This window comes from Streptomyces sp. NPDC001315 (genome assembly GCF_042896175.1).
Taxonomy (GTDB): Bacteria; Actinomycetota; Actinomycetes; order Streptomycetales; family Streptomycetaceae; genus Streptomyces.
This window is the reverse complement of record NZ_JBIAWZ010000004.1, coordinates 269,027-291,402: the sequence shown is the minus strand read 5'-3', so window position 1 is coordinate 291,402 and position 22,376 is coordinate 269,027. Positions and strand designations below refer to the sequence as shown.

Genomic DNA, 22,376 nt, shown 5'->3' with positions numbered 1-22,376 from the left:
GTGAACCGGTGAACGGAGACTGGTTCATACGCGGCCGCGACGGCCGGCTCAGTGTCTATCTGTCCTCGGGCGAAGCCGCCCTGTGCCGCGCCGAGCGCGGACCCGGCGGTCCATGGGCCGCCCCCCGCAAGGTGGGCGGCGACCAGAAACTGCACCCCGTCCTGGCGATCGGCCAGGGCATCGACGGCTACGCCCATCTGGTCTCCTGGCGGCCCACCGCGGCCGGCGAGTCGGGCCTGGTGCACTCCACCCACTTCCGGCCCCGGCTCGCGGCCCTGGACTGGAACCCCGTCGGGCACCCCGACAAGAAGGGCGACCGTACCGGCACCCCCGCGGTCGCCGTCGACGCCCAGGGGCGCGCGCACATCTTCGTCCGCAATCTGGGCACCGGCGTCAGCATGCTCGCGCAGAAGGAGAAGGGCGGCTGGGAGCCGTGGCGCGACCTCAAGGGACGTGACGTCCAGGGCGACCTCGAGGCGGTGACGGGGGAGTCCGGACGCGTCGAGCTGTACGCGGCCGTCCCGGGAGCCCTGCTGCACTGGCGGCAGGAGAAGCCGGGCTCCCCGCCCGTGCTGGAGGAAGCGATGGAGGCCACGCCCCGCCCGGGCACGCTGCGCGCCCTGGCCACCTCGCCGGAGAGCAGCACCCTCTTCTTCACCGACGACTCCGGCGACCTGTGCGCCTGGCGCCCCGGCGGCAAGCCCGTCCCCCTGCTGGCCGCCGCCGGCCCGGGCCCCGTCTCCGTCGTCCGCTGCGAACTCGACGGCACCGACTGCACGTTGCTCGCCCAGCGCTCGGCCTCGGGCCGGGTCGCCTTCGCCGCCTATCCCACCGAGGAGGAGTCGGCCGGCGCCTGGTGGACCGACTCGGGCCCCCGGCTCCCCGCGGACGCCGAGGTGTCCCTCGCGGTGGACGAGGAGGGGCGGGTGGTGGCCGCAGCCATGTCCCCGTCCACCGGCCAACTGCTCCTCACCCGGCGGAAGGACGAGCCGGGGCTGGCGCTGGAGGCGTGGCGGGAGCTCTGACGCTCCGGCGCCGGCCCGGTGGTGGGACCGTGGGGCTCAGGCCATCCGCAGCATCCACTGCCATCCGCCGACTCCCACCGTGACCGGATCCCCGAGACCCGTGTCCGTCCCGGCGTGGAAGAGCAGCGCGCTCGACGTATCGGCGTTCGTGGTCGTCCACAGGTCCGGCCGGCCGTCCGCGTCGAGGTCGCCCGCGGTCACCAGCGGCCGGTCCGCGGCCGTCCAGGTGCCGCCCGTGACGGCCTGGCGCGCGCCCAGCGTCCCGCGGCCGGTGTTCGGGTAGAGCCACAGCGTGCCGGTGGCCCGGTCGCGGGCCAACCGGCGGGGCGGTGCCCGCAGTTGTCCCCGCATGATGAGTCTCTTTCTCAGTGATGTGTCAGGAACTTCCGCCGGTGGCCGGGGACTTCTTCGCCGACTCGGGAATCTCCGAGTCGGTGCGCAGCGCCTTCCACAGAGTCGAGGCCTGCGGTTCGGCGGCCACGACCCGGTTCGGGTCGGTCTTGTCGTACGCCACCGGGAGCATGATCGTTTCCATGGTGGACGGGTCGACGCCGTTCAGACTGCGGCTGAACTCCGCCAGTTTGGTGAGGGAGGCGAGGTCGGAGTCGGTGGTGAGCGCCGCGGTGAGCTTGTCGGCGATCTTGTACGCCTTGGTCGGGCTGCCCAGCAGATCCTGCTTCTTGATCTCGGAGAGCAGGGCGATCATGAACTGCTGCTGGAGGCCGATCCGGCCGAGGTCGCTGCCGTCGCCGATGCCGTGCCGGGTGCGCACGAACTGCAGGGACTGGGTGCCGTCCAGCTTGTGTGTGCCGGCGGTCAGGTCGAGGCCGCTGGAGGTGTCGTGGATGTCCTGGTCGACGGTGACGGTCACCCCGCCGATCGCGTCCACCAGCCCCTTGAAGCCGGCGAAGTCGATCTCCATGTAGTGGTCCATCCGGATCCCGGACATCTGCTCCACGGTCTTGACCACGCAGGCCGAACCGACCTGGGAGTAGATGGAGTTGAACATCACACGCTTCGCCGACGCGACCTTGGAACCGTCGGACTTGGTGCACTCGGGACGGGTCACCAGGGTGTCGCGCGGGATGCTGATCGCGACGGCCTCCTTGCGGCCCTCGGGTATGTGCACGACCAGCGCGGTGTCGGAGCGCGCTCCGGAGACGTTGCCCGTCTTGAGGGCGGCGTTGGCGCCGGCGCGCGAGTCCGAGCCCAGGACCAGGATGTTCTGACCGGACGTCGGCAGCTTCTCGGGCCGGTCGTCGCCGAGCGCCTTGTCGAGGTCGACGCCCTTGATGTTGCCGTTGAGGTCGCTGTAGAGCCAGTAGCCGGTGCCGGCGGCGGCGATGACGAGGACCGCCAGCGAGAGCAGGATCCACCGGACCGTGCGGCGCCGGCGGCGTGGCGTGCCGCGCCGGGGGGAGCGGTGCGAACTGCGCGGGCTCTCGACGGCTGAGGTCGTCATCGGATCGGTGTCCTCGTCTTCTTCTCGTGCCCGGGCTCGGGAGTGCTCGCGCGATCGGACAGACCGGTGACACGCTTCAGGCGTTGTACACCAGTGATCCAAATCACGTGAACTGCTCTCGGGGGACGGCGAGGTGTCGTGCTGCCGCCGCCACCGGCCGGCCATCAGGCCGGCGGCCCGATGGCCGGGAAGTGTATGTGCCGTGCATATGATGTGAGAATTCCAGGCCCCTGCGTCGAGGCCGGCCAAGTCTTCAGGGAGTCCGTCATGGTGATGCGGGGTCGCTCCGCGCAGCAGCGTCGTTCCTCCGGAGCCGTCGCTGTCGCCGTCGGGTCGCGGCCGGCCGTGACCGGCACCGCGGAGGGCGCCTGGCTGGTGCGTGGCAAGGACGGCCGGCTCACCGCGTACGCCCCCTGCCGGGGCGGACTGCTGCGCTGGACCGAGACACGACCGGGCGGCCCGGACTGGTCGGGGCCGGAGTTCTTCGAGGTCGCGGACCTCACCCATCTCGCCGTGGTCCAAGGTGCCGACACCTACGTCCACTTCGTGGGCCGACGGGAGCGGCGGGCCGCGGGCGGACCGGCCGTGGATGTGGTGCACGCGATCCAGTACCAGACCGGGCGGCCCGTCACCGAGTGGCGTTCCCTGGGCAATCCGCACCGCGAACCGGACAAGGCGCGCAATTTCGGCGTGCCGGCCGGCGCCGTGGACACCGCCGGCACCGTGCACGTCTTCGCCCGGAACGCGGGCGGCGGGCTCATGATGCGCCGAGAGGGGAAGGGCGGTCGCTGGGAGCCCTGGGCCGACCTGCGGGGCGGCGACATCCAGGACGGGATCGTGGCGACGGCCACGTCGAGCGGCCAGGTCGAGGTGTTCGCTCCGGCCGGCGGCGCGGCCCTGCACTGGATCCAGCCGGAGCCCGGCGGTTCGCCGCAGCGGTCGCACGACGTACGGCCGGGCCCGCTGGCCGGATCCGTCGCCGCCGTGGAGACCGCGCCCGGCCGCCTCACCTGGTTCTGGACCGACCCGACGGGCTCCGGGCTCGTCTGCCACCGGCGCGGCGGCTGGGCCGTGCCGCTCGGCGGCACCCCCGGGGACGGCGCCAACGCGGTGCTGCGCACCACCCTCGACGGGTACGACTGCACGGTGATCGCGCATCGCGGCGCGGCCGGCGGTGTCCTGGTCGGTGTCTGCGGCACGGAGGCCGAGTCGTCGGGGCTGTGGTGGACGGACCTCGGCAGGACCTGTCTGGGGGCGCCGGCCCTGGCGCACGACGCCTACGGCCGGGTGGTGATCGCGGCCTTCGATCCGGACGGCACCCTCCGGGTGGCCCGGCAGGCTCCCGAACCGGGGCTGTCATTCCTGGAGTGGGTGTGTCCGGGGTGAACGTTGCTCCGTAGCCCTCGCGCCCTCGCGGCGCGGAGTTATCCGTGAGTTCCTCGAAGATGTGGGATTCATGACAGAAGTTCCACAGCAACCGATTACTTCTGGACAGTTTGCGGAACTGGTGTAAACATTCTGTCCGATCGGTAAGGCTCGAGTAAACGACAGGTACAGCGGGGGTTCACGGGGAGTGAACCGGTCGGTTCGGGTGGCCATCGCACATGGGGGTGCGGTTGCCGGTCAGGGTGGGGAAATGTGCCGGGGTGATCTGCCCGGCCTCGACTTGGATGGTGCGGAAACAGGTGAGCCTCAACAATCCAGAGGCAAGCGCGCTCGTGTCGACATATCGATCATTGGTGCCGGTGACGGCGCGGCGCCGGATTGTGCGGCGCGTACCGAACCCCCTGCGTACTTCGGTGAAGCGTTCTCTGGCCTCCGCCGACGCCGTCCGTTCCGCGATGGTGGTCCGAGCGCTCGGCGGACAGCGCCAGGGAGGCCGGCACACCCTCGCCGGGAACATGCGGATCGTCCGGGTGGCCGGCAAGCACATGCGCGCCCTGGAAGTGCCGGGGGCCACCGCGTGGGCCGCCCGCGCGCGCAACCTCCACATCCTCGTCTCCGTGCTGGACGAGGCCGGGATCGACTACTTCTGCGTGCGCGGCGCCTCGTCGATCACGCCCTGTGTGGCCGTCCCCGTCCGGCAGCGGGCGGAGCTGGAGGCCGTACTGCGGATCGTCTGCGAGGACGGTGCGGGGTACGTCGGCAGCGTCCCCCCGGCGCAGATGCGTCCCGGCGCCGCCGCCGCGAGCTGGCGCGCGCTGCGCGGGCAGCGCGTTGTGCGGGTGGCGTGGAACGTCTGTGACCCCACCGGGAACCTGGTCTTCGGCCCTGAATCCGGGTGCGACATCGAGTTCTGGACGGAGCAGGACGGTCAACTCGTCGCGCCCCGGCCCAATCGAGTGGTGACCGAGGTCCCGGTGGACGCGGGCCGCTGCTGGGCCGAGCAGAAGCGTTTCAGCACGGTACCGCCCGCGTACACCACGGGCCATGCCCGCACCCTGCCCGAGTTCGTCGCCGCGCTGCCCGACGACCACCTCTTCCCCATCGACGTCGTCTACACCTGGGTGGACGACTCCGATCCGGGATGGCGGGCGAGCCGGGACGCGCTGCGCGGGCAGCTCACCGGCACCCCCGGCGGCGCCCTGCACGAGCAGGCGGCCAACGACTCCCGCTACACGAGCCGCGACGAACTGAAGTACTCGCTGCGCTCGATCCACCAGTACGCCCCGTGGGTGCGCAACATCTTCCTCGTCACGGCCGGTCAGGTGCCGTCGTGGCTGAACACCGAATTCCCCGGTATCCGGGTGGTGGACCACCGGGAGATCTTCTCCGACCCGTACGCGCTGCCGACGTTCAACTCCCACGCCATCGAGAGCCAGCTGCACCACATCCCGGAGCTCTCGGAGCACTTCCTCTACCTGAACGACGACGTTTTCTTCGGCCGTCCCGTGCAGCCCGGTCACTTCTTCCACCCCAACGGACTGACCAAGTTCTTCCAGTCCAAGGCCCTGATCCCGTCCGGCCGGGCCAGTACCGAGGACCTGCCCGTCAACGCGGCCGGCAAGAACAGCCGTGGCCTGATCGCCCAGCAGTTCGGCACGGTCATCTCCCAGAAGATGAAGCACACCCCGCACGCGTTGCGCCGCAGCGTGCTCGCGGAGATCGAGCAGATCTACGCCAAGGCCCACCGGGTGACCCAGCACTCCCGGTTCCGCTCCCCGAACGACGTGCCCATCGCCTCGTCGCTGCACCACTACTACGCCTACCACTCGGCCCGCGCCACAGTCGGAGACATCCGCTATGTCTACGTCGACCTCGCGGACGAACTGGCGCAGCGCCGGCTCGACAGCCTGCTGGCGCGGCGCAACTTCGACACCTTCTGCATGAACGACACGGTCACCGCCGACGACCCCGAGGCCCAGAGCCGCATGGTCGACAGCTTCCTGGAGGCCTACTTCCCGGTGCTCAGCCCCTTCGAGACCGCCTCCGGCATCACCGCGCCGCGCACGTCGTCAGCACAGGTCGCCCGGGTGGGGCGCATCGGCTCATGACCTCCCGAACCAAGAGCCCCGCCACCGCCGGTGGCCGGGCGGGCGGCCCGCGTCGCCGTCTGCGGGCCCGCGCCGCCGCCCTGCGTAACCGGCTCATGGTGGGCCTCTTCATGCCCCGGCGCAGGAAGCGCACCGCACAGCTGCACTACGCCGCGATCCTCGACGGCCAGACCGTCAACCTGCACGCCCAGCTGCCGCCGTCCGCCGGCCTGCCCGAGCGGGCGGAGATCGTGCTGCGCCGCGGCCGCCGCCGCCACCCCAGCGAAGCGCGTGTCTACGAGGGCCCGAACGGTGAGGCGCTGGTCGACGCCGCGGTCCTGCTCGGCGCGGACGTCGGCGGCCTGCCCGTCACCTCCGGGCGCTGGCGGATCAGGCTGCGCCTGTACTCCGGGCGCAGGTCACGCACGCTGTCCCTGCTGCTGCTCCAGCCGCCGGTGCCGTACGAAGGACCGACCAAACCCATGGAGGCCTCCCCGGTCACCGGGGAACGCCACCGGCTCGGCCGCTCCGTCCGCGGCAGCGCCCGAGTGGTCAGTACCGGCGCCAGGGCCGCCGTCGAGGTGTCCAAGGTGCACCTGACGCATGCCGGAGTCACCGTCGACTTCCGGGTGCTGGGCACCGGTGTCGACGAGCCGTGGGCGGAGTTCGTCGCGTCCGGGCGCCGGATCGAGCAGGCGGTCACCCCGATCGGACCCGGCGCCTTCAGCGTCCACGTGCCGCTGGGGCAGATGACCCCCCGCGGCGGCCGACCCGAGCACTGGGACGTCGTGCTGCGCGACCGCACCGGCCGTTCGATGCGGCTCGGGCGCCGGCTGCACGACGTACGCAACCCGCTGCGCGTCTTCGCCATGCGCAGCATGGCCATCACCCCGTCGGGCCACCAGCCCATGATCGTCCAACCGCGCTACACCCCCGCAGGAAATCTCCGGGTCACCTGCACGCGCATGCCCGAGGCAGGCTGAACCACAGATGAAGATCACGTTCCTGCTGACCACGGCCGACGCCGTCGGCGGTACCGAAAGGGCGGTGTACAACCAGGCCTCGGAGCTCGCCACCCGGCACGACGTCCGGGTGCTCAGCGTCTTCAAGAGCAAGCGCGAGCAGTTCTTCACCCCGCACGAACGGGTCCGCGTCGACTACCTCGTCGACCTCACCGGACGCACCCCCCGCCCCCTGCGTCCGACCTCGGTCGACGACTCCCTGTGGGAGGGCCTGGCCGCCCAGCCCAGCCAGATCGTCGACCGCTCCTGGGAGTCGGCCTTCAACCGGCTCTCCGACCTGGAGCTCGAACTCGCCCTCCAGGACACCGACACCGACGTTCTGGTCACCACGACCCCCGCCCTGATGGCGCTGGCCGTCCAGCTCGCCCCGGCGCACGTCATCACCGTCCACCAGGAGCACCGCGTCTCCGAACTGCGCGGCACCAGTGGTGAGCCGCTGCGTCGCCACGCCTCCCGGCTGGACGCGCTCGCCGTGCTCAGCGAGCGCACCCGGGACTGGTTCGCCGAGACTCTCGGCGACGCCGCACCCCGCCTCGAAGTGGTGCCCAACGCCCTGCCCAGCGGCTTCCGGCCCCGGTCGACCCTGCAGACCCGCACCGTGGTGATCGCCGGCCGGCTGGTGGCCGAGAAGCAGATCGACCACGCCGTGACGGCCTGGGCGACGGTGGCCCAGTACCACCCGGACTGGCAGCTGCGGATCTTCGGCGACGGACCGCTCAGCGGTGCCCTGCGCCGGCAGATCGACATGCTCGGACTGCACGACTGCGTCCAGCTCAACGGCAACTCCAAGCACCTCGCGGAGGAGTGGGCCAAGGCCAGCATCGCCACGCTCACCTCACGCAACGAGGCGTTCGGCCTGGTCCTCGCCGAGGCCCACGCGGCCGGTGTCCCGGTGGTCTCCTACGACTCGCCCAACGGCCCGCGGGAAGTGGTCATCGACGGGCAGACCGGCGTCCTCGTCCCGCCCGGCGACACCGACGCCCTGGCCTCGGCCCTGATGTTCCTCATCCAGGACGGCGAGCTGCGGCAGCGCATGGGCGCCGCGGCCCTGGCGTCCGTGAACCGCTTCGCGCCCGCCGTGGTGACCGCGCACTGGGAGCGGATCTTCCACGAACTCGTCGCGGAACGCGACAGCGGCCGCCGTGCCGTGGCCAAGGCCGAGCGCCAGGCCGTGCACGCCTTCTACGGCGGCCCCGAGGGCATCGTGCCCGCCGCGGCCCCCGCCCCGGCCACCACCGTGCGCACCTCCGACCAGCGCGCCCTGGAGCAACGGCTGCTCAAGCGGCGCGACCTGGTGAGCGACGGCGGCCAGGTGTGCCGGACCCTCGACTGGCAGTCCCCGTGGGACGTCGTCCAGCAGAACCTGGCACTGGTCGCCGACGCGCTCGAAGGGGCCGACATCCCCTACCTCGTGGTGCGCGACCACCTCGTACGGCACTCGGTCGCCGTGCACTCCGTGCACAAGGAGGCCGTCTTCAAGGCCCTCGCCGAGCGGTACGCCACGGAGCCCGTGTACGCCGCCGTACTCAACGAGGGGCAGAAGACGGTGGCCACGGTCCTCGCCGGACTCGTCGCGCCGTACGCCGACACCCCCTCGTCGGGCGTCCGGGTGTACCAGAACGTCGTCTCGCACTCCCGCATCCTGCGCCTCGGCGCGGTCTACGGGTGCACCATCTCCTTCTGGGAGCAGGACCCCGAGGACGAGACCCATCTCAAGGCCCCCGCCCGCACCCTGATCGGCGACCGGGTGCCCAACGGCGCCATGTACCGGAGCACGATGACCCTGGGGGACCGTCCCTACCCGACGATCCCCGCCTTCGGGCAGGTGCTCCACGGAGACGTCACCTTTCCCGTGGACGCCGTCTACACGTGGGTGAACGGCGCCGACGTCTCCTGGCTGGAGCGGAAGAACGCCGTGCTGGCCGCCATGGGCATGGAGACCGAGGACGCGGCGACGAGCGCGGCGCGCTTCCGGGACCGCGACGAACTGCGGTACTCCCTGCGGTCCATCGACATGTACGCCCCCTGGATCCGGAACATCTACATCGTCACCGACCAGCAGGTTCCCCACTGGCTGGACCTCTCCCACCCACGCGTACGCGTCGTGGACCACACCGAGATCTTCGGCACTCGCGGCGCGCTTCCGACGTACAACTCCCATGCCATCGAGAGCCAGTTGCACCACATCGAGGGCCTGGCGGAGCACTTCCTCTACTTCAACGACGACGTGTTCGTCGGGCGGACCCTCCAGCCCAGCATGTTCTTCCACGGCAACGGGCAGGCCAAGCACTTCATGTCGCCCACCTCCGTCCCGATGGCTCCGCCCTCGTACGAGGACGAGTTCAACATCAGCGCCGCGAAGAACAACCGCGCCCTGATAGAGCAGTCCTTCGGGCAGACGCTGGTGCACACCTTCCTGCACGCCCCGCATCCGCTGCGGCGCAGCGTCCTGGCGGACATCGAGCAGAACTTCCACCAGGCGGTGGCGACCACCGCGGCCAACCGGCTGCGCAGCCACAGTGACGTGTCGGTCGCGTCCTCGCTGCACCACTACTTCGGCTTCCACACGCTGCGCAGTGTGCCGGGCAGCATCTCGTGCGGTTTCGTCAACGTGGGGCTCAGCGAGCACAAGCCCAGGCTGAGCCGACTGCTGACGGCACGCCCGCACGACGTCTTCTGTCTGAACGACTACCACGACGGCGATGTGCCCGAGGACGAACAGGACGCGATCCTCGCGGCCTTCCTACCGAGCTACTTCCCGGTACCGAGCCAGTTCGAGACCGGGTCCCTGCGCAACCAGCGCGCCCACGCGGGCTATCTGCCGGGCTGGCCGCTGTGACGCCCGGCACCCCGGGACCGCACCGTCGCCAGCCCGTCCGTCCGCAGCCGAGGGGAAACCGCCATGCAGTCCGCTGAAGGAACCACGTCGCACGCTTCGCTGGTCCAGGTTCTGGCGCATCCGGACGACGACCTCTACTTCATCAACCCCGACCTGCAGCGGGCGCTGGAGGCGGGTCACCGGGTCACCAGCGTGTACCTGACGGCCGCGGAGGCCGACGGGCGCAACATCGACACCCGCGACCCCCACCGCCTGGACAGCCCGCCGGACTACGAGGGGTACTCGGAGGCGCGTCAGCAGGGGCTGCGCGCGGCGTACGCGGCCATGGTGACGGGCAAACGCGAGAGCGAGTGGGCCCGTGACGTCGTCTCGTTCTCGACCGGAGTGACCGCGGAGCGCTCGACCCTGCTGGCGGCGCCCCATGTCCAGCTGTTCTTCTTCGGGTTGCGCATGGTCGACGCCGAGCACGGATTCGCGGCCGACGCGCCGCCCGCCCGGCTGGCCACCCTGTGGACCGGGCAGGCTGCTGCCCAGCTCACACTGAACGCCGCGGAGTCCCCGCTGCGCCGGCCGCAGGAGATCACCAGGGAGGGGCTGCTCCGCTCCCTGGTCGAGATGCTCCACTACACGCGGCCCGACCAGTTCTGGACCATGGACCCCGACCCCTGGCACACGGCCTGGGACGAGAAGCGAGGGCCGACGTCCAGCGACCACCAGGACCACACCGCGACGGCGCAGTTCGCGCTGGCCGCCCTGGAGTACTACATCGCGGAGGGCGGCGTGCCCCCGCTCGTGGACCACTGCGTCGGCTACGGCAACAAGCTCTGGCCCAGCAACCTCACGGAGCACGCGTGGTCCGAGAAGAAACGCGTGATCGAGGTGTACACGTCCGCCGACGGACACGACTGCCGGCACCGATACTGCGGTGACCGGCAGCTGTCCGACGGGTCCGACATCCGTCGCTACGGCTGGAGCACCCGGGCCCGGTACGAGGGCGGCACCGACTGGCTCCACCTGCAGGCCGACGGCCGGCTCGCCGCCTACGCCGTGCTCGGTGGCCGGGTCGCGGTCTGGACCGAGAGCGCGCCGGGCAGCAACAACTGGGGCCGACCGGCTCTCCTGCCCGGTACCGGCCTGACTCCGGCACTGTCCGTGGCTCCGGACCGCGCCGGCGGGGTGCACCTCGTCGGTCTGCGCCGTACACCGGTGCAGGGCGGTCGGGTGGACGTGGAGGTCGTACGCATGTGGCGGCAGGCCCACACCGGGTCGGTGGTGCCCTGGGAGAGCGTCGGCAATCCCAACGAGCGGTCGAAGGACTGGCAGCGCTGCCGGGAGGTCGGCGTTCCCGAGGCGGTCGTCGACCCCTCCGGAAGGCTGCACGTGTTCATGCGCAACTTCGGATCCGGCGTCAGCGCCCGCCGCGAGACCGGCGAGGGCTGGGGTGCCTGGGAGGACCTGGGCGGCCGCGGGATGCAGGACTGCCTGACCGCGGTACTGAAGTCCACCGGCCGGATCCAGCTGTTCGCGGCGAACCGCGTCAGCGGCGTGCACTGGTACCAGGACGACGTGTACGGCCCGTACAAGCTGCAGGACGGTGTGACGTCGGCCGACCCGGACGCCTGGCGGCCCGTCGGCGGTCTCACACCCGTGCAGATCGGACGCTCACGCATGGCCCTCTTCTACCGCGAGGAGGACTCCGGCGAGGTGATGTGCGTACGGCAGCGACCTGACGGCCGGTGGGACGGCGTCGAACGGCTCGGCGGTCACGGCGGAACCGGCAGGGTCGCGGCGCTGCGGCAGCTGACCGACCGACAGGACTCCATCGTCCTCGCGCGCCGGAACGCCCGTAACCGGCTGAGTATCGCGGTCTTCGCCACGCAGGGCCGCGAGCCGGCACCGGAGTGGGTCGACCACGACGTGCTGATCGCTCGTCCGCCCGCCCTCGCGCTGGACCACGCGGGGCGGGTCGTGGTGGCGGTGATGGGTACGGACTCCCGGCTGAGGGTGATGCGGCAGAACACGCCGGATGTCGGCGACGGCTTCGGGCCGTTGACGATCGTGTGACCGGCGCCGATACCCGGCAGGGAGCCTGAGGAAGACGTGAGGAAGACATGAGGAAGATCTGCATCATCGGAAACTCGGTGGCCGCCTCGCGGACCGAGGAGGAGGCACCGCTCGCCGGCTGGGGCCAGTACCTCGACGAGTTCCTGGGCGCGGGCTACGAGGTGCGCAACTACGCCCGTGATGCCATGACGTTGCGCGGCTACTTCACCGAGCGCTTCGCCACCCTCCTCAGCGTCCTCAACCCCGGCGATCTGGTGTTCCTCGCCTTCGGCAACGTCGAGCAGCGCATCAACCAGCTCAACCGCTACCACGGGCCGCGCGAGTACAAGGAGTATCTGCGCCTGTACGTCGAGGCCATCCAGGCCGAGGACGCCGTGCCCGTGCTGCTCACTCCGGCGGCTCGCTGCACCTTCGACGAAGCCGGGAACGTCCTGGACACCCATGACGGATACCCCGAACTCACCCGCGAGGCCGCGGCCGAGACGGGCGCCGTGCTGATCGACATGGCCGCGTTCACGACGACGATGCTCGCGGAACTCGGGCCCACGCGAGCACGCCGGCTCTACCGGTGGCTGGACCCGGGCGAGCATCCGAACCACCCCGACGGCATCATCGACTCCAGCCACTTCAACGACCTCGGAGCGCGCGAGGTGGCCCGGCGGGTGGCCGCGTGCGTCCTCGACACCCCGGACCTGCCGCGCGACATGGTCGACCCGCAGCGGCTGGCTCCCGGCATGTTCCCCCCGGTGCTGGCCGAGTTCACGGTGAGCCATCCCGAACTGGCCCTCACCATGGCGCCGAGCCTGCCGGACATGCCGGTCTTCTCCTCGCCCGCACCCGGTCAGTTCATCGGTGCCGCACGCAAACTCACCGGTAAGGCACCTGCCGGAACCGACTACGTCCTCTTCTACGAGCAGGGCCGCTATCTCGGCGGCACCCCCGTCTCCGCTTCGGGGACGTGGCAGTGGCGCCGGGTCGTCAACTGGCCCGCGGGCCCGCACACCGTCGAGGTGCTCGGGGTCGTGGGCAACAGCGTCTCGCGCACCTCCGCGGTGGACTTCCACGTCCTCGACCGTCTGGACCCGCCGCAGGTCGTGGGCCCGCGGCCGAACGCCTGGTGCGGTCCACGCCCCCGCTTCTCCGGCAAGGCGCCCCGCGGCGCGGGCAAGGTCATGGTTCTGGAGCAGGGCAGACTCATCGCCGAGGCACCCGTCCAGGAGGACGGAACCTGGCGGGTCACCCACGCCCACGACTGGCGGCCGGGCACCTACACGGTCGAGTTCGTGACGGTGTTCAGCGCCATCCGTTCGGCGCCGACCTCGCTGACGCTGCGTGTGCACGGCATCCCCGAGGACAACTGGCTGCACACGTCGCTGTCGTCCCGAGAACCCTGCTCGGGCGCGTGTGAGCACTACCCGGCGATGCCGGTGTGGTGACCTCACGGGTTCCCTCTGGAAGGAACAGACCGATGAAGTCGAGAACCCCGAGACCGAGCCGTGTTTCACGGGGCCTCGCCGCGGCCACCCTCATCGTGGCCGGCCTGCTGCTGCAGACGTCCGGAACCACCGCGCTGGCGGCCGCCGGCGACGCCCGGATGCCCCTGGGCCCCGACGACCTGGTCACCCAGGCGAGCGACGTCAGGACCCTCGCGACGGGAGTGACGTACCAGACGTACACGCAGGGGTACGCCTCCGACAGCTGGACCGTGTGGGCGCAGCGCGACGGCACCGAGACGTTCGGCAGCAGAAGCGCCGCGGAGAGCTTCGTGGCGGAGCTCGCCGACGAGGGATTCAGCGGCGTCGTCGACACGTTCACCGCGCCGGCGTCCTCGGACACGGCCGGGGGAGTGTTCGGCTACGGGGTTCGCGTCGGGACGTTCGGGCCGGACCGTCTGGCGGCGGCCGACCGGCTCGAGGGATGGCTGCGGACGGCGGGCTTCGGGGCGCGGGTCATCTACACCGCCCAGGACGGCGCGGCGAGCACCGGGCCCTGGAAGGTGCACGTCGTCCGGGTCGCTCCCACGGCCGCCGTGACCTTCAAGGCGGTGCACGGACAGGACGTGAGCACGGCCCAGACCGTGCGGGACATGGCGACGGCGAGCGGCGCCCTGGCGGCCGTGAACGGCTCCGAGTTCGACATCCACACGTTCGCCGGGTTCTCCGGCTACGAAGGGGTCCCCCAGGGGCTGTACGTCCAGAACGACGTTCTGCTCGGCGCGGCCAACAACGGCCGTACCGCGCTGCTCCTGGAAGGCGCGGGCGCGCGGGCACGGATCGCCGAGGTCACCTCCACCGTCCAGGTCACGGCTCCGAACGGGGACGTCCGAATCCTCGACGGCGTCAACCGCGTACCCGGTCGCATCCTCGGCTGCGGAGGAGTGGGCGGCGACCAGGTCGCCATGAGCGGCACCATGACGCCGACGCTGAAGCCGTGGCGCAACCAGCTGTGCCAGGACGACAACGAGATCGTCATCTTCCGCCCCGAGTGGGGGAGTTCGACGCCTGCGCCCTTCACCGGTGTCACCGACAGCGTCGACGTCGTCATGAACGGCAACTGGGTCGTCCAGGAGATCCGCTCCCCGGCCGGCGGCACGATCCCGGCGGGCGGGCGTGTCATGCAGGGCATCGGGGAAGGCGCCGACTGGCTCAAGGCCCACGCCACGGTGGGGTCGACCTTCAAGCCCGGCGCTTCGATCAAGGACGCCGAGGGCAAGTCGGTGACCAGCCCCACCCTCTCCGCCGTCGCCGGCGGCGGTCCCGCGCTGGTACGCGGCGGCGAGGTGTTCCTCAACACGGCCGCCAACGGCATGACCAACTTCTCCGGCGGCCCCAACAGCACCCTCGTCCAGCGCCATCCGCGCAGCATGGCCGGCGTCACGGCCTCCGGCGAGCTGCTCCTGGTCACCGTCGACGGCCGGGACCCCGGCACGAGCGTCGGCGTCACCTGGCCCGAGGCCGCCGGGGTCATGAAGTGGCTGGGGGCCACGGACGCGGTGGGCCTCGGCAGCGGAGGCGACGCCACGATGGTCGTCGACGGCACCCTCGCGAACAGCCCGATGGACGACTGGGGCACGGTCCCGGTCGAGCGGAAGATGAGCACTGCCGTGGTGATCGTGCCGAAGGCGTAGCAGTGAAGCGGGGATTCAGCACATCAATACAGGGGGTACCACTTGAGAGCACGCACCTGGCTCGCCGCGATCATCACCGTGATCGTGGCGGCCCTCCCGACCGCCGCCGGTGAGGCCGTCGCGGACGACGCACCACTCGTCGAGACGGGACCGGTCTTCAACGACCCGACGGGGGACACCACCGCCCAGAACGCGATCCTCACGAAACTGGGCAGGCTGGTCCAGGGCGCCACCGCCGGTTCCGAGATCAGGATGTCGATCTACCTGCTCAACTCGCAGTGGTTGGTGGGCGAGTTGGTGAAGGCCGCGGATCGGGGCGTCTCCGTCCAGGTGATCGGTGACTCGGACAGCGTGAGCACCGCCTACGCCACGTTGCAGAACGCGCTCGGCACCGACACCACCGCGGACTCCTGGGTGCTGACCTGCCCCGCGAATTCGGCGTGCCTGTCCCAGGACCCGAACCCCCAGGACGCGTACACCACCGTCAACCACAACAAGTTCTTCCTGTTCAGCGAGACCACGGGCAGTGCGAGCGGCGGCACTGCGGTGCGGGACGTCGTGGTGCAGAGCTCGTCCAACCTCACCGCCTGGGACCTGAACACCGCGTGGAACGACGCGATGGTCGTCACCGGCAACACCACCCTGTACCAGGCCTACGCCGACTACTTCGACGACCTGAGGGCCGCCGGGAGCGGTGAGATCCCGCAGGTCGCCGACTATCCGGTCGAGACCCAGGCGGGCGTCGCCAAGCTGTACCTCTTCCCGCGTGCCACGAGTGACCCGATCCTCAACATCCTGAACACGGTGGACGATCCGGTCGGCGACAACGCGGTCTGCCACGGCAACTCCGCCGGGTTCGGCACGAGCGACGGCCGGACGGTGATCCGCGTCGCCATGCACCAGATCACCCGGGTCGCGGTGGCGAAGAAGCTCTGGGAGCTGGACAACGCGGGCTGTTACGTCGATGTCGTGTACCGGCTGCTCGACGAGTCCGCCTCCGGTGCTGTGGTGGCCCAGCTGGCGGCCCCGACCGCCTACGGCGGTATCGCCCTGCACAAGCTGGACGAGGACAGCGACGGGACGTCGACGCACAGCAAGTACCTGCTGATCGAGGGGACGTACAAGGGCGTGCCCGACCAGAAGATCGTGTTCACGGGAAGCCACACGTACACCGTGCGCGCCCTCCAGGGCAATGACGAGGCCCTGCTGAAGTACGCGGACGCCACCGTGCACGACGCGTACCGCCTCAACTTCTGGCACCAGCGCGCCGCAGCGGACGTGGTGCAGTGAAGTCCGGAACCGTTCGTCTCGCGGCCGCGTTGGTGGCCTGTCTCGCCGTCCTGTGCTCAGGACCGGTCCAGGCGGCCGAACCATCCGTCACGGTCCCCGACCTGACGGTCGTCTCCTGGAACATCTGCGGTGAGGCCGGCGGGCTGCGCGGCGACGACGGGTACTGCCCGTACCGCAACGAGCCCGAGAAGAAGATCGAGCAGGTCGCGCAGGTGGTGGAGGAGCGGAACGCCGACGTGGTGATGCTCCAGGAGGTCTGCGGCGGTGAGGCCGGCAGCCACATGGACCTGCTGCAACAGCGCCTCGGCGACGGCTGGTCCGTCCGGCACGCCGTGGGCGCCCGCCCGGACGGCCGCACCGACTGCCGGGGCGTGCTCACCGGGGATCTCGGCGTGCTCATCGCGGTCAAGGGGACGATCACCGCAGCCGTCTCGCAGAACACCCTGCCCGCCGACCCCGCCGGAACGAACCTGCAGACCCTGCCCGTGCTGTGCGTCTCGGTGGCCGGCTGGACCACCACGCCGTGCACCACCCACGTCATCCCCGACGACGAGACGCGGGCGGCCCAGCAGGTTCAGAACATCAAGGCGTTCCTGGACGAGAACGTCCCGGACGACACTGTGCTCGGCGGCGACTTCAACCGCAATGCCGCCGCGACCGCCCTGCAGCCGCTGACCGGGACGATGGAGCGCTGCATCGACGACTTCACGTACCACGGCTGGCACAGCGACACCCAGCAGCACTCGTACCAGAAACTGGACCACCTCTTCGTCACCCGCCCCTCCTACGGAACCCGGTTCACTGGCTGCGCGGTCGACACCTCCCGGATGGACCAGACACCGAACGAGCCGACCAGCGGCGACCCGAGCGGCTACTCCGACCACGCTCCGATCGTCGGCACCTTCCGCGGCGACCCCGTCCCCGGCGACCTGACCGGCGACGGCCGGCCCGACCTGGTCGCCGTCGACAGCGCGGGCAAGCTGCGCCGCTACGACGGTCTCGGCACCGGCTCGATCACCTCGGGCTACACGGTCATCGGCAACGGCGGCTGGCTGACGGCCTCGGTCACCCACCGCGGCGACTTCACCGGCGACGGATACGAGGATGTCGTCGCCCGGGTGGGCAGCGAACTGCGCGTGTACCCCAACAACGGGGACGGCACCATCGGTTCACCGACCGTGATCGGCACCGGGCTGCCCACGGACACCCGTCTCGTCGGCGTCGGCGACGCCACGGGCGACGGCAGGCCGGACCTGGTGGCCACCTACGACGACAAGCTGTGGCTGTACGCGGGCGATACCAGGGGGCGCCCGGGAGTCCAGGCGCCCGTCGAGATCGGCAGCCGAGGCTATGACGCCATGACCCTCACCGCGCCCGGCGACGCCGACGACGACGGGCGCCCCGACCTGCTGGCCCGCGACACCGGGACCGGCCAACTCTGGCTCTACCGCGGCCAGTCGAACGGCGGCTTCGACGCCCGCACCGAGTACGGCCATGGATACGGCACCGTCAACCGCCCGCTGCTGGCGGGCGCCGCCGACGCGGACGGCAACGGCGTCGCCGACCTGTGGACGACCACCGACTCGGGCACCGGGACGCTGATGTTCTACGCGGGCGAGACCGACACGGACGGCAATCCCGTGGACGGGGCCCGCAGCACCGTCGGACTGAGCGGCTGGAACTCCATCGTGCTGATCTCCTGACACGTGATCACATGTCCGCCGGATCATCGCAGTACCTCGACTCCAGCACCTCGAAAGCGAGTAGGCACATGGCACTAGGACGCAGAGTGTTCCTCGGCGGCTTCACCGCGGGCGCGGTGACCGTCGTCGCCGGTGGCGCCGACGCGGCCGCCGCCGACAGCGAGTACACGCTGTACGCGTCGCCGGCCCAGTTCTACAGCACGTCGACGACGGCGCACACGGTCACCATCAACCAGAAGGCCACGTCCGGCGATGTCGCGGCGCTGAACGTGACCTCGGACAACCCGGCCACCTCGGCCGTGTACGTGACCGGTGTGGAGACCGGGCGCGGCACGGTGAAGGTCTCCCACATGGGGTATGCCGACGGCTCGGACGCGAACGCCTCCGCCCTGTCGATCGACCTCCGGACGACCGGCGCCACGACCGAGGGCGGCACCGCGGCCCAGGGCATCTACCTGACCGCGACCACCGGGCCCACCAAGGGCAACCTGATAGCCCTGCGCAACAACACCGGACTCGACGACTTCATCGTCAAGGGCACCGGCCGCATCGGCGTCGGCATCGACCGCGCCGCCACCCCACGCGCCCAGCTCCACGTGGTCCAGCGCGCCGACGCACCCGCCGCCCTGCTCGTCGAGGGAGTCGCGCGGATCGGGAACGTCGCGACCGCACCGACGTCCGTCGACACCACGGCGGGCGGCGGCGCCCTCTACGCGGAGAACGGCGCCCTGAAGTGGCGCGGCTCCAGCGGCACGGTCACCACCATCGCCCGCGCGTGACACCCAAGGACGACGATGCAACTGACCCCGGAAGAACTGATCGGCGAGTTCCACGACGCCGTCATGGAGCTGTACTTCGCCCGTAAGCGCATCGCCGCCCTGGAGGCGGAGAACGCCGAGCTGAAGGCACGGCTCGAGGCCGCCGAGGCGAGCGCGTGAAAAGAGGGCCTCCGCCGACACAGGCGGAGGCCCTCTTCAGCCGCGTACGACCGTCGTCACGCCGGAACCGACGCCACGCCCGGCGCCAGGAACTTCTTGCCGTTCACGCGCTCCGACACACCCTCGCGGTCCAGGTACGGCGTGATGCCGCCCAGGTGGAAGGGCCAGCCGGCGCCCGTGATCAGGCAGAGGTCGATGTCCTGGGCCTCGGCGACGACGCCCTCGTCGAGCATGAGCCCGATCTCCTGCGCCACCGCGTCCAGCACGCGCTCGCGCACCTGCTCCTCGGTCAGGACGACATCGCCCTGCTTCAGCAGCGCCGCGACCTCCGGGTCCAGCTCCGGCTTGAAACCGTTCTCGGCGGAGTAGACGTAGAAGCCGCGCTTGCCCGCCTTGACGACGGCCGCGAGGTTCGGGGAGACCGTGAAGCGGTCCGGGAAGGCCCGGTTGAGGGTCTCCGAGACGTGCAGGCCGATCGCCGGACCGACCAGCTCGAGCAGCACCAGCGGCGACATCGGCAGACCCAGCGGCTCGACCGCCTTCTCCGCGACCTCGACGGGGGTGCCCTCGTCGATGACGTTCTGGATCTCGCCCATGAAGCGGGTGAGGATGCGGTTCACGACGAACGCCGGGGCGTCCTTCACCAGAACCGCCGTCTTCTTCAGCTTCTTGGCGACGCCGAAGGCCGTGGCCAGCGCGGCGTCGTCCGTCTGCTCGCCGCGCACGATCTCGAGGAGCGGCAGGATCGCGACCGGGTTGAAGAAGTGGAAGCCGACGACCCGCTCGGGGTTCTTCAGCTTCGACGCCATCTCGGTGACCGAAAGGGACGAGGTGTTCGTCGCCAGGATCGCGTGCGCCGGGGCGACCGCCTCGACCTCCGCGAACACCTGCTGCTTGACACCGATCTCCTCGAACACGGCCTCGATGATGAAGTCCGCGTCCGCGAAGCCCTCGGCCTTGTCCAGCACACCGGACACCAGCGCCTTGAGGCGGTTGGCCTTGTCCTGGTTGATCCGGCCCTTGCCGAGCAGCTTGTCGATCTCGGCGTGGACGTAGCCCACACCCTTGTCGACGCGCTCCTGGTCGATGTCGGTCAGCACGACCGGCACCTCGAGGCGGCGCAGGAAGAGCAGCGCGAGCTGCGAGGCCATCAGGCCCGCGCCCACGACGCCGACCTTGGTGACCGGACGCGCGAGCGACTTGTCCGGCGCACCCGCCGGGCGCTTGCCGCGCTTCTGGACCAGGTTGAACGCGTAGATGCCGGAGCGCAGTTCGCCACCCATGATCAGGTCGGCGAGGGCCTTGTCCTCGGCGTCGTAACCCTGCTGGAGGTCACCGTTCTTCGCCGCGGCGATGATGTCCAGCGCGCGGTAGGCGGCCGGAGCCGCACCGTGCACCTTGCCGTCGGCGATGAAGCGGCCGCGCGCGACCGCCTGGTCCCAGGCCTCGCCGCGGTCGATCACCGGGCGCTCTACCTCGACGTCGCCCTTCAGTACCTGGGCCGTCCAGATCAGCGACTGCTCCAGGAAGTCCGCGCCCTCGAAGAGGGCGTCGGCGATGCCCAGGTCGAAGACCTGCTGGCCCTTGAGCTGCTTGTTCTGGTTGAGGGAGTTCTCGATGATCACCGAGACGGCCTTGTCGGCACCGATCAGGTTCGGCAGGATCGTGCAGCCGCCCCAGCCGGGGACCAGGCCGAGGAAGACCTCGGGGAGAGAGAACGCCGGCAGCGCCTTGGAGACCGTGCGGTACTTGCAGTGCAGGCCGACCTCGACACCGCCGCCCATCGCCGCACCGTTGTAGTACGCGAAGGTGGGGACCGCGAGCGCCGACAGGCGCTTGAAGACCTCGTGGCCGCCCTTGCCGATGGCGAGCGCGTCGTCGTGGTTCTTCAGGAGCTCGACGCCCTTGAGGTCCGCGCCGACCGCGAAGATGAACGGCTTGCCGGTGACGCCGACACCGACGATCTTGCCGGCCGCGGCCTCCTGCTCGACCTGGTCGATGGCGGTGTTCAGGTTCGCCAGCGACGCCGGGCCGAAGGTGGTCGGCTTGGTGTGGTCGAAGCCGTTGTCCAGCGTGATGAGCGCGAAGCGCCCCGCACCGAACGGCAGGTCGAGGTGGCGTACGTGCGCGGACGTCACGACCTCGTCGGGGAACAGCTCGGCCGCGCCCTTCAGGAGTTCGGTGGTGCTCACTTGTCGCCTCCGGCGTCCTTGTGGTGCGGGTTCTCCCAGATGACCGTGGCGCCCATGCCGAAGCCGACGCACATGGTGGTGAGGCCGTAGCGGACCTCCGGCTGCTCCTCGAACTGACGGGCAAGCTGCGTCATCAGACGCACACCCGACGAGGCGAGCGGGTGGCCGTAGGCGATGGCGCCGCCGTACTGATTGACGCGCGCGTCGTCGTCGGCGATGCCGTAGTGCTCCAGGAAGGCGAGCACCTGGACGGCGAAGGCCTCGTTGATCTCGAAGAGGTTGATGTCCTCGATCGACAGACCCGCCTTGGCGAGGGCCTTCTCCGTCGCCGGGATCGGGCCGTAGCCCATGACCTCCGGCTCGACGCCCGCGAAGGCGTAGGAGACCAGGCGCATCTTGACCGGCAGGTTGTTCTCGCGGGCGAAGTCCTCGGACGCGATGATCGACGCGGTCGCGCCGTCGTTCAGACCGGCCGCGTTACCGGCGGTGACCCGGCCGTGCACACGGAACGGCGTCTTGAGACCGGAGAGGTTCTCCAGCGTCGTACCCGGACGCATCGGCTCGTCGGCGGTGACCAGGCCCCAGCCCGTCTCACCGGCCTCAGCGTTGGTACGGCGGACCGAGATCGGCACCAGGTCCTGCTGGATCTTGCCGTTGGCGTACGCCTTGGCGGCCTTCTCCTGCGAGCGCACGGCGTACTCGTCGGCGCGCTGCTTGGTGATGGTGGGGTAGCGGTCGTGCAGGTTCTCGGCGGTCATGCCCATGAACAGGGCGGACTCGTCGACCAGCTTCTCGCTGACGAAGCGCGGGTTCGGGTCCACACCCTCGCCCATGGGGTGGCGGCCCATGTGCTCGACACCACCGGCGATGACGGCGTCGTACGCACCGAAGGCGATGGAGCCCGCGGTGGTGGTGACGGCGGTCAGCGCGCCCGCGCACATGCGGTCGATGGAGTAGCCGGGGACCGACTGGGGCAGGCCCGCGAGGATGCCGGCCGTGCGGCCGAGGGTCAGGCCCTGGTCGCCGATCTGCGTGGTCGCGGCGATGGCGACCTCGTCGATCTTCTTCGGGTCGAGACCCGGGTTGCGGCGCAGCAGCTCCCGGATCGCCTTCACGACAAGGTCGTCGGCGCGGGTCTCGTGGTAGATGCCCTTCGGGCCCGCCTTGCCGAACGGGGTGCGGACGCCGTCGACGAAGACGACGTCCCTGACGGTACGAGGCACGATGGCTCTCCTCCAGAT

At 70.5% G+C, this 22,376-nt stretch carries 16 protein-coding genes; 12 read left to right on the top strand and 4 right to left on the bottom strand.

The window, feature by feature from the left end; translation table 11 throughout:
* Positions 1-8: 8 nt before the first annotated feature.
* Complete coding sequence (locus tag ACFY16_RS14760; protein WP_390647489.1) at positions 9-1,025, top strand: hypothetical protein; 1,017 nt, start codon at positions 9-11, stop codon at positions 1,023-1,025.
* Positions 1,026-1,061: 36 nt separating this feature from the next.
* Here the strand turns inward: ACFY16_RS14760 and ACFY16_RS14755 are convergent, their stop codons facing one another.
* Both ACFY16_RS14755 and ACFY16_RS14750 read right to left on the bottom strand, forming a co-directional pair.
* Positions 1,062-1,376: an FG-GAP repeat domain-containing protein gene (locus ACFY16_RS14755; protein WP_390647488.1), complete on the bottom strand. Its 315-nt coding sequence runs from the start codon at positions 1,374-1,376 to the stop codon at positions 1,062-1,064.
* Positions 1,377-1,401: 25 nt separating this feature from the next.
* Positions 1,402-2,487: an LCP family protein gene (locus ACFY16_RS14750; RefSeq protein WP_390647487.1), complete on the bottom strand. Its 1,086-nt coding sequence runs from the start codon at positions 2,485-2,487 to the stop codon at positions 1,402-1,404.
* Positions 2,488-2,754: 267 nt separating this feature from the next.
* Between ACFY16_RS14750 and ACFY16_RS14745 the strand changes: the two genes are divergently transcribed.
* The 11 genes from ACFY16_RS14745 to ACFY16_RS14695 all read left to right on the top strand — a co-directional run bounded on the left by ACFY16_RS14745 (position 2,755) and on the right by ACFY16_RS14695 (position 18,943).
* On the top strand, positions 2,755-3,873 hold the full coding sequence (locus ACFY16_RS14745; protein ID WP_390647486.1) for a hypothetical protein: 1,119 nt from the start codon (positions 2,755-2,757) through the stop codon (positions 3,871-3,873).
* Between the two features lie 284 nt (positions 3,874-4,157).
* On the top strand, positions 4,158-5,981 hold the full coding sequence (locus ACFY16_RS14740; RefSeq protein WP_390647485.1) for a stealth family protein: 1,824 nt from the start codon (positions 4,158-4,160) through the stop codon (positions 5,979-5,981).
* Positions 5,978-6,943: a hypothetical protein gene (locus tag ACFY16_RS14735; RefSeq protein WP_390647484.1), complete on the top strand. Its 966-nt coding sequence runs from the start codon at positions 5,978-5,980 to the stop codon at positions 6,941-6,943. Before ACFY16_RS14740 ends, ACFY16_RS14735 begins: the two co-directional genes overlap by 4 nt.
* A gap of 7 nt (positions 6,944-6,950) precedes the next feature.
* Positions 6,951-9,821: a stealth conserved region 3 domain-containing protein gene (locus ACFY16_RS14730; protein ID WP_390647483.1), complete on the top strand. Its 2,871-nt coding sequence runs from the start codon at positions 6,951-6,953 to the stop codon at positions 9,819-9,821.
* A 63-nt stretch (positions 9,822-9,884) separates the two neighbouring features.
* Positions 9,885-11,885 (top strand): PIG-L family deacetylase, encoded by a 2,001-nt coding sequence (locus ACFY16_RS14725; protein ID WP_390647482.1) that lies wholly within the window; start codon positions 9,885-9,887, stop codon positions 11,883-11,885.
* 47 nt (positions 11,886-11,932) lie between these two features.
* Positions 11,933-13,321 carry a GDSL-type esterase/lipase family protein gene (locus ACFY16_RS14720; RefSeq protein WP_390647481.1) on the top strand — a complete coding sequence of 463 codons (1,389 nt, stop codon included), beginning with the start codon at positions 11,933-11,935 and terminating at the stop codon, positions 13,319-13,321.
* 32 nt (positions 13,322-13,353) lie between these two features.
* Positions 13,354-15,012, top strand: a complete 1,659-nt coding sequence (locus ACFY16_RS14715) for a phosphodiester glycosidase family protein (RefSeq protein WP_390647480.1) — start codon at positions 13,354-13,356, stop codon at positions 15,010-15,012.
* 42 nt (positions 15,013-15,054) lie between these two features.
* Positions 15,055-16,302: a phospholipase D-like domain-containing protein gene (locus ACFY16_RS14710; protein ID WP_390647479.1), complete on the top strand. Its 1,248-nt coding sequence runs from the start codon at positions 15,055-15,057 to the stop codon at positions 16,300-16,302.
* Positions 16,299-18,005: an FG-GAP-like repeat-containing protein gene (locus ACFY16_RS14705; RefSeq protein ID WP_390647478.1), complete on the top strand. Its 1,707-nt coding sequence runs from the start codon at positions 16,299-16,301 to the stop codon at positions 18,003-18,005. The genes ACFY16_RS14710 and ACFY16_RS14705 overlap by 4 nt, the downstream gene beginning before the upstream one ends.
* Before the next feature lie 68 nt (positions 18,006-18,073).
* Complete coding sequence (locus ACFY16_RS14700; RefSeq protein WP_390647477.1) at positions 18,074-18,784, top strand: hyaluronoglucosaminidase; 711 nt, start codon at positions 18,074-18,076, stop codon at positions 18,782-18,784.
* A gap of 15 nt (positions 18,785-18,799) precedes the next feature.
* Positions 18,800-18,943: a hypothetical protein gene (locus ACFY16_RS14695; protein ID WP_390647476.1), complete on the top strand. Its 144-nt coding sequence runs from the start codon at positions 18,800-18,802 to the stop codon at positions 18,941-18,943.
* Between the two features lie 56 nt (positions 18,944-18,999).
* Here ACFY16_RS14695 and ACFY16_RS14690 read toward each other — a convergent pair whose 3' ends face one another.
* Both ACFY16_RS14690 and ACFY16_RS14685 read right to left on the bottom strand, forming a co-directional pair.
* Entirely contained in the window at positions 19,000-21,135 is a 2,136-nt protein-coding gene (locus ACFY16_RS14690) for a 3-hydroxyacyl-CoA dehydrogenase NAD-binding domain-containing protein (protein WP_390647475.1), read from the bottom strand.
* On the bottom strand, positions 21,132-22,358 hold the full coding sequence (locus ACFY16_RS14685; protein ID WP_390647474.1) for a thiolase family protein: 1,227 nt from the start codon (positions 22,356-22,358) through the stop codon (positions 21,132-21,134). The genes ACFY16_RS14690 and ACFY16_RS14685 overlap by 4 nt, the downstream gene beginning before the upstream one ends.
* Between the last annotated feature and the right edge of the window lie 18 nt (positions 22,359-22,376).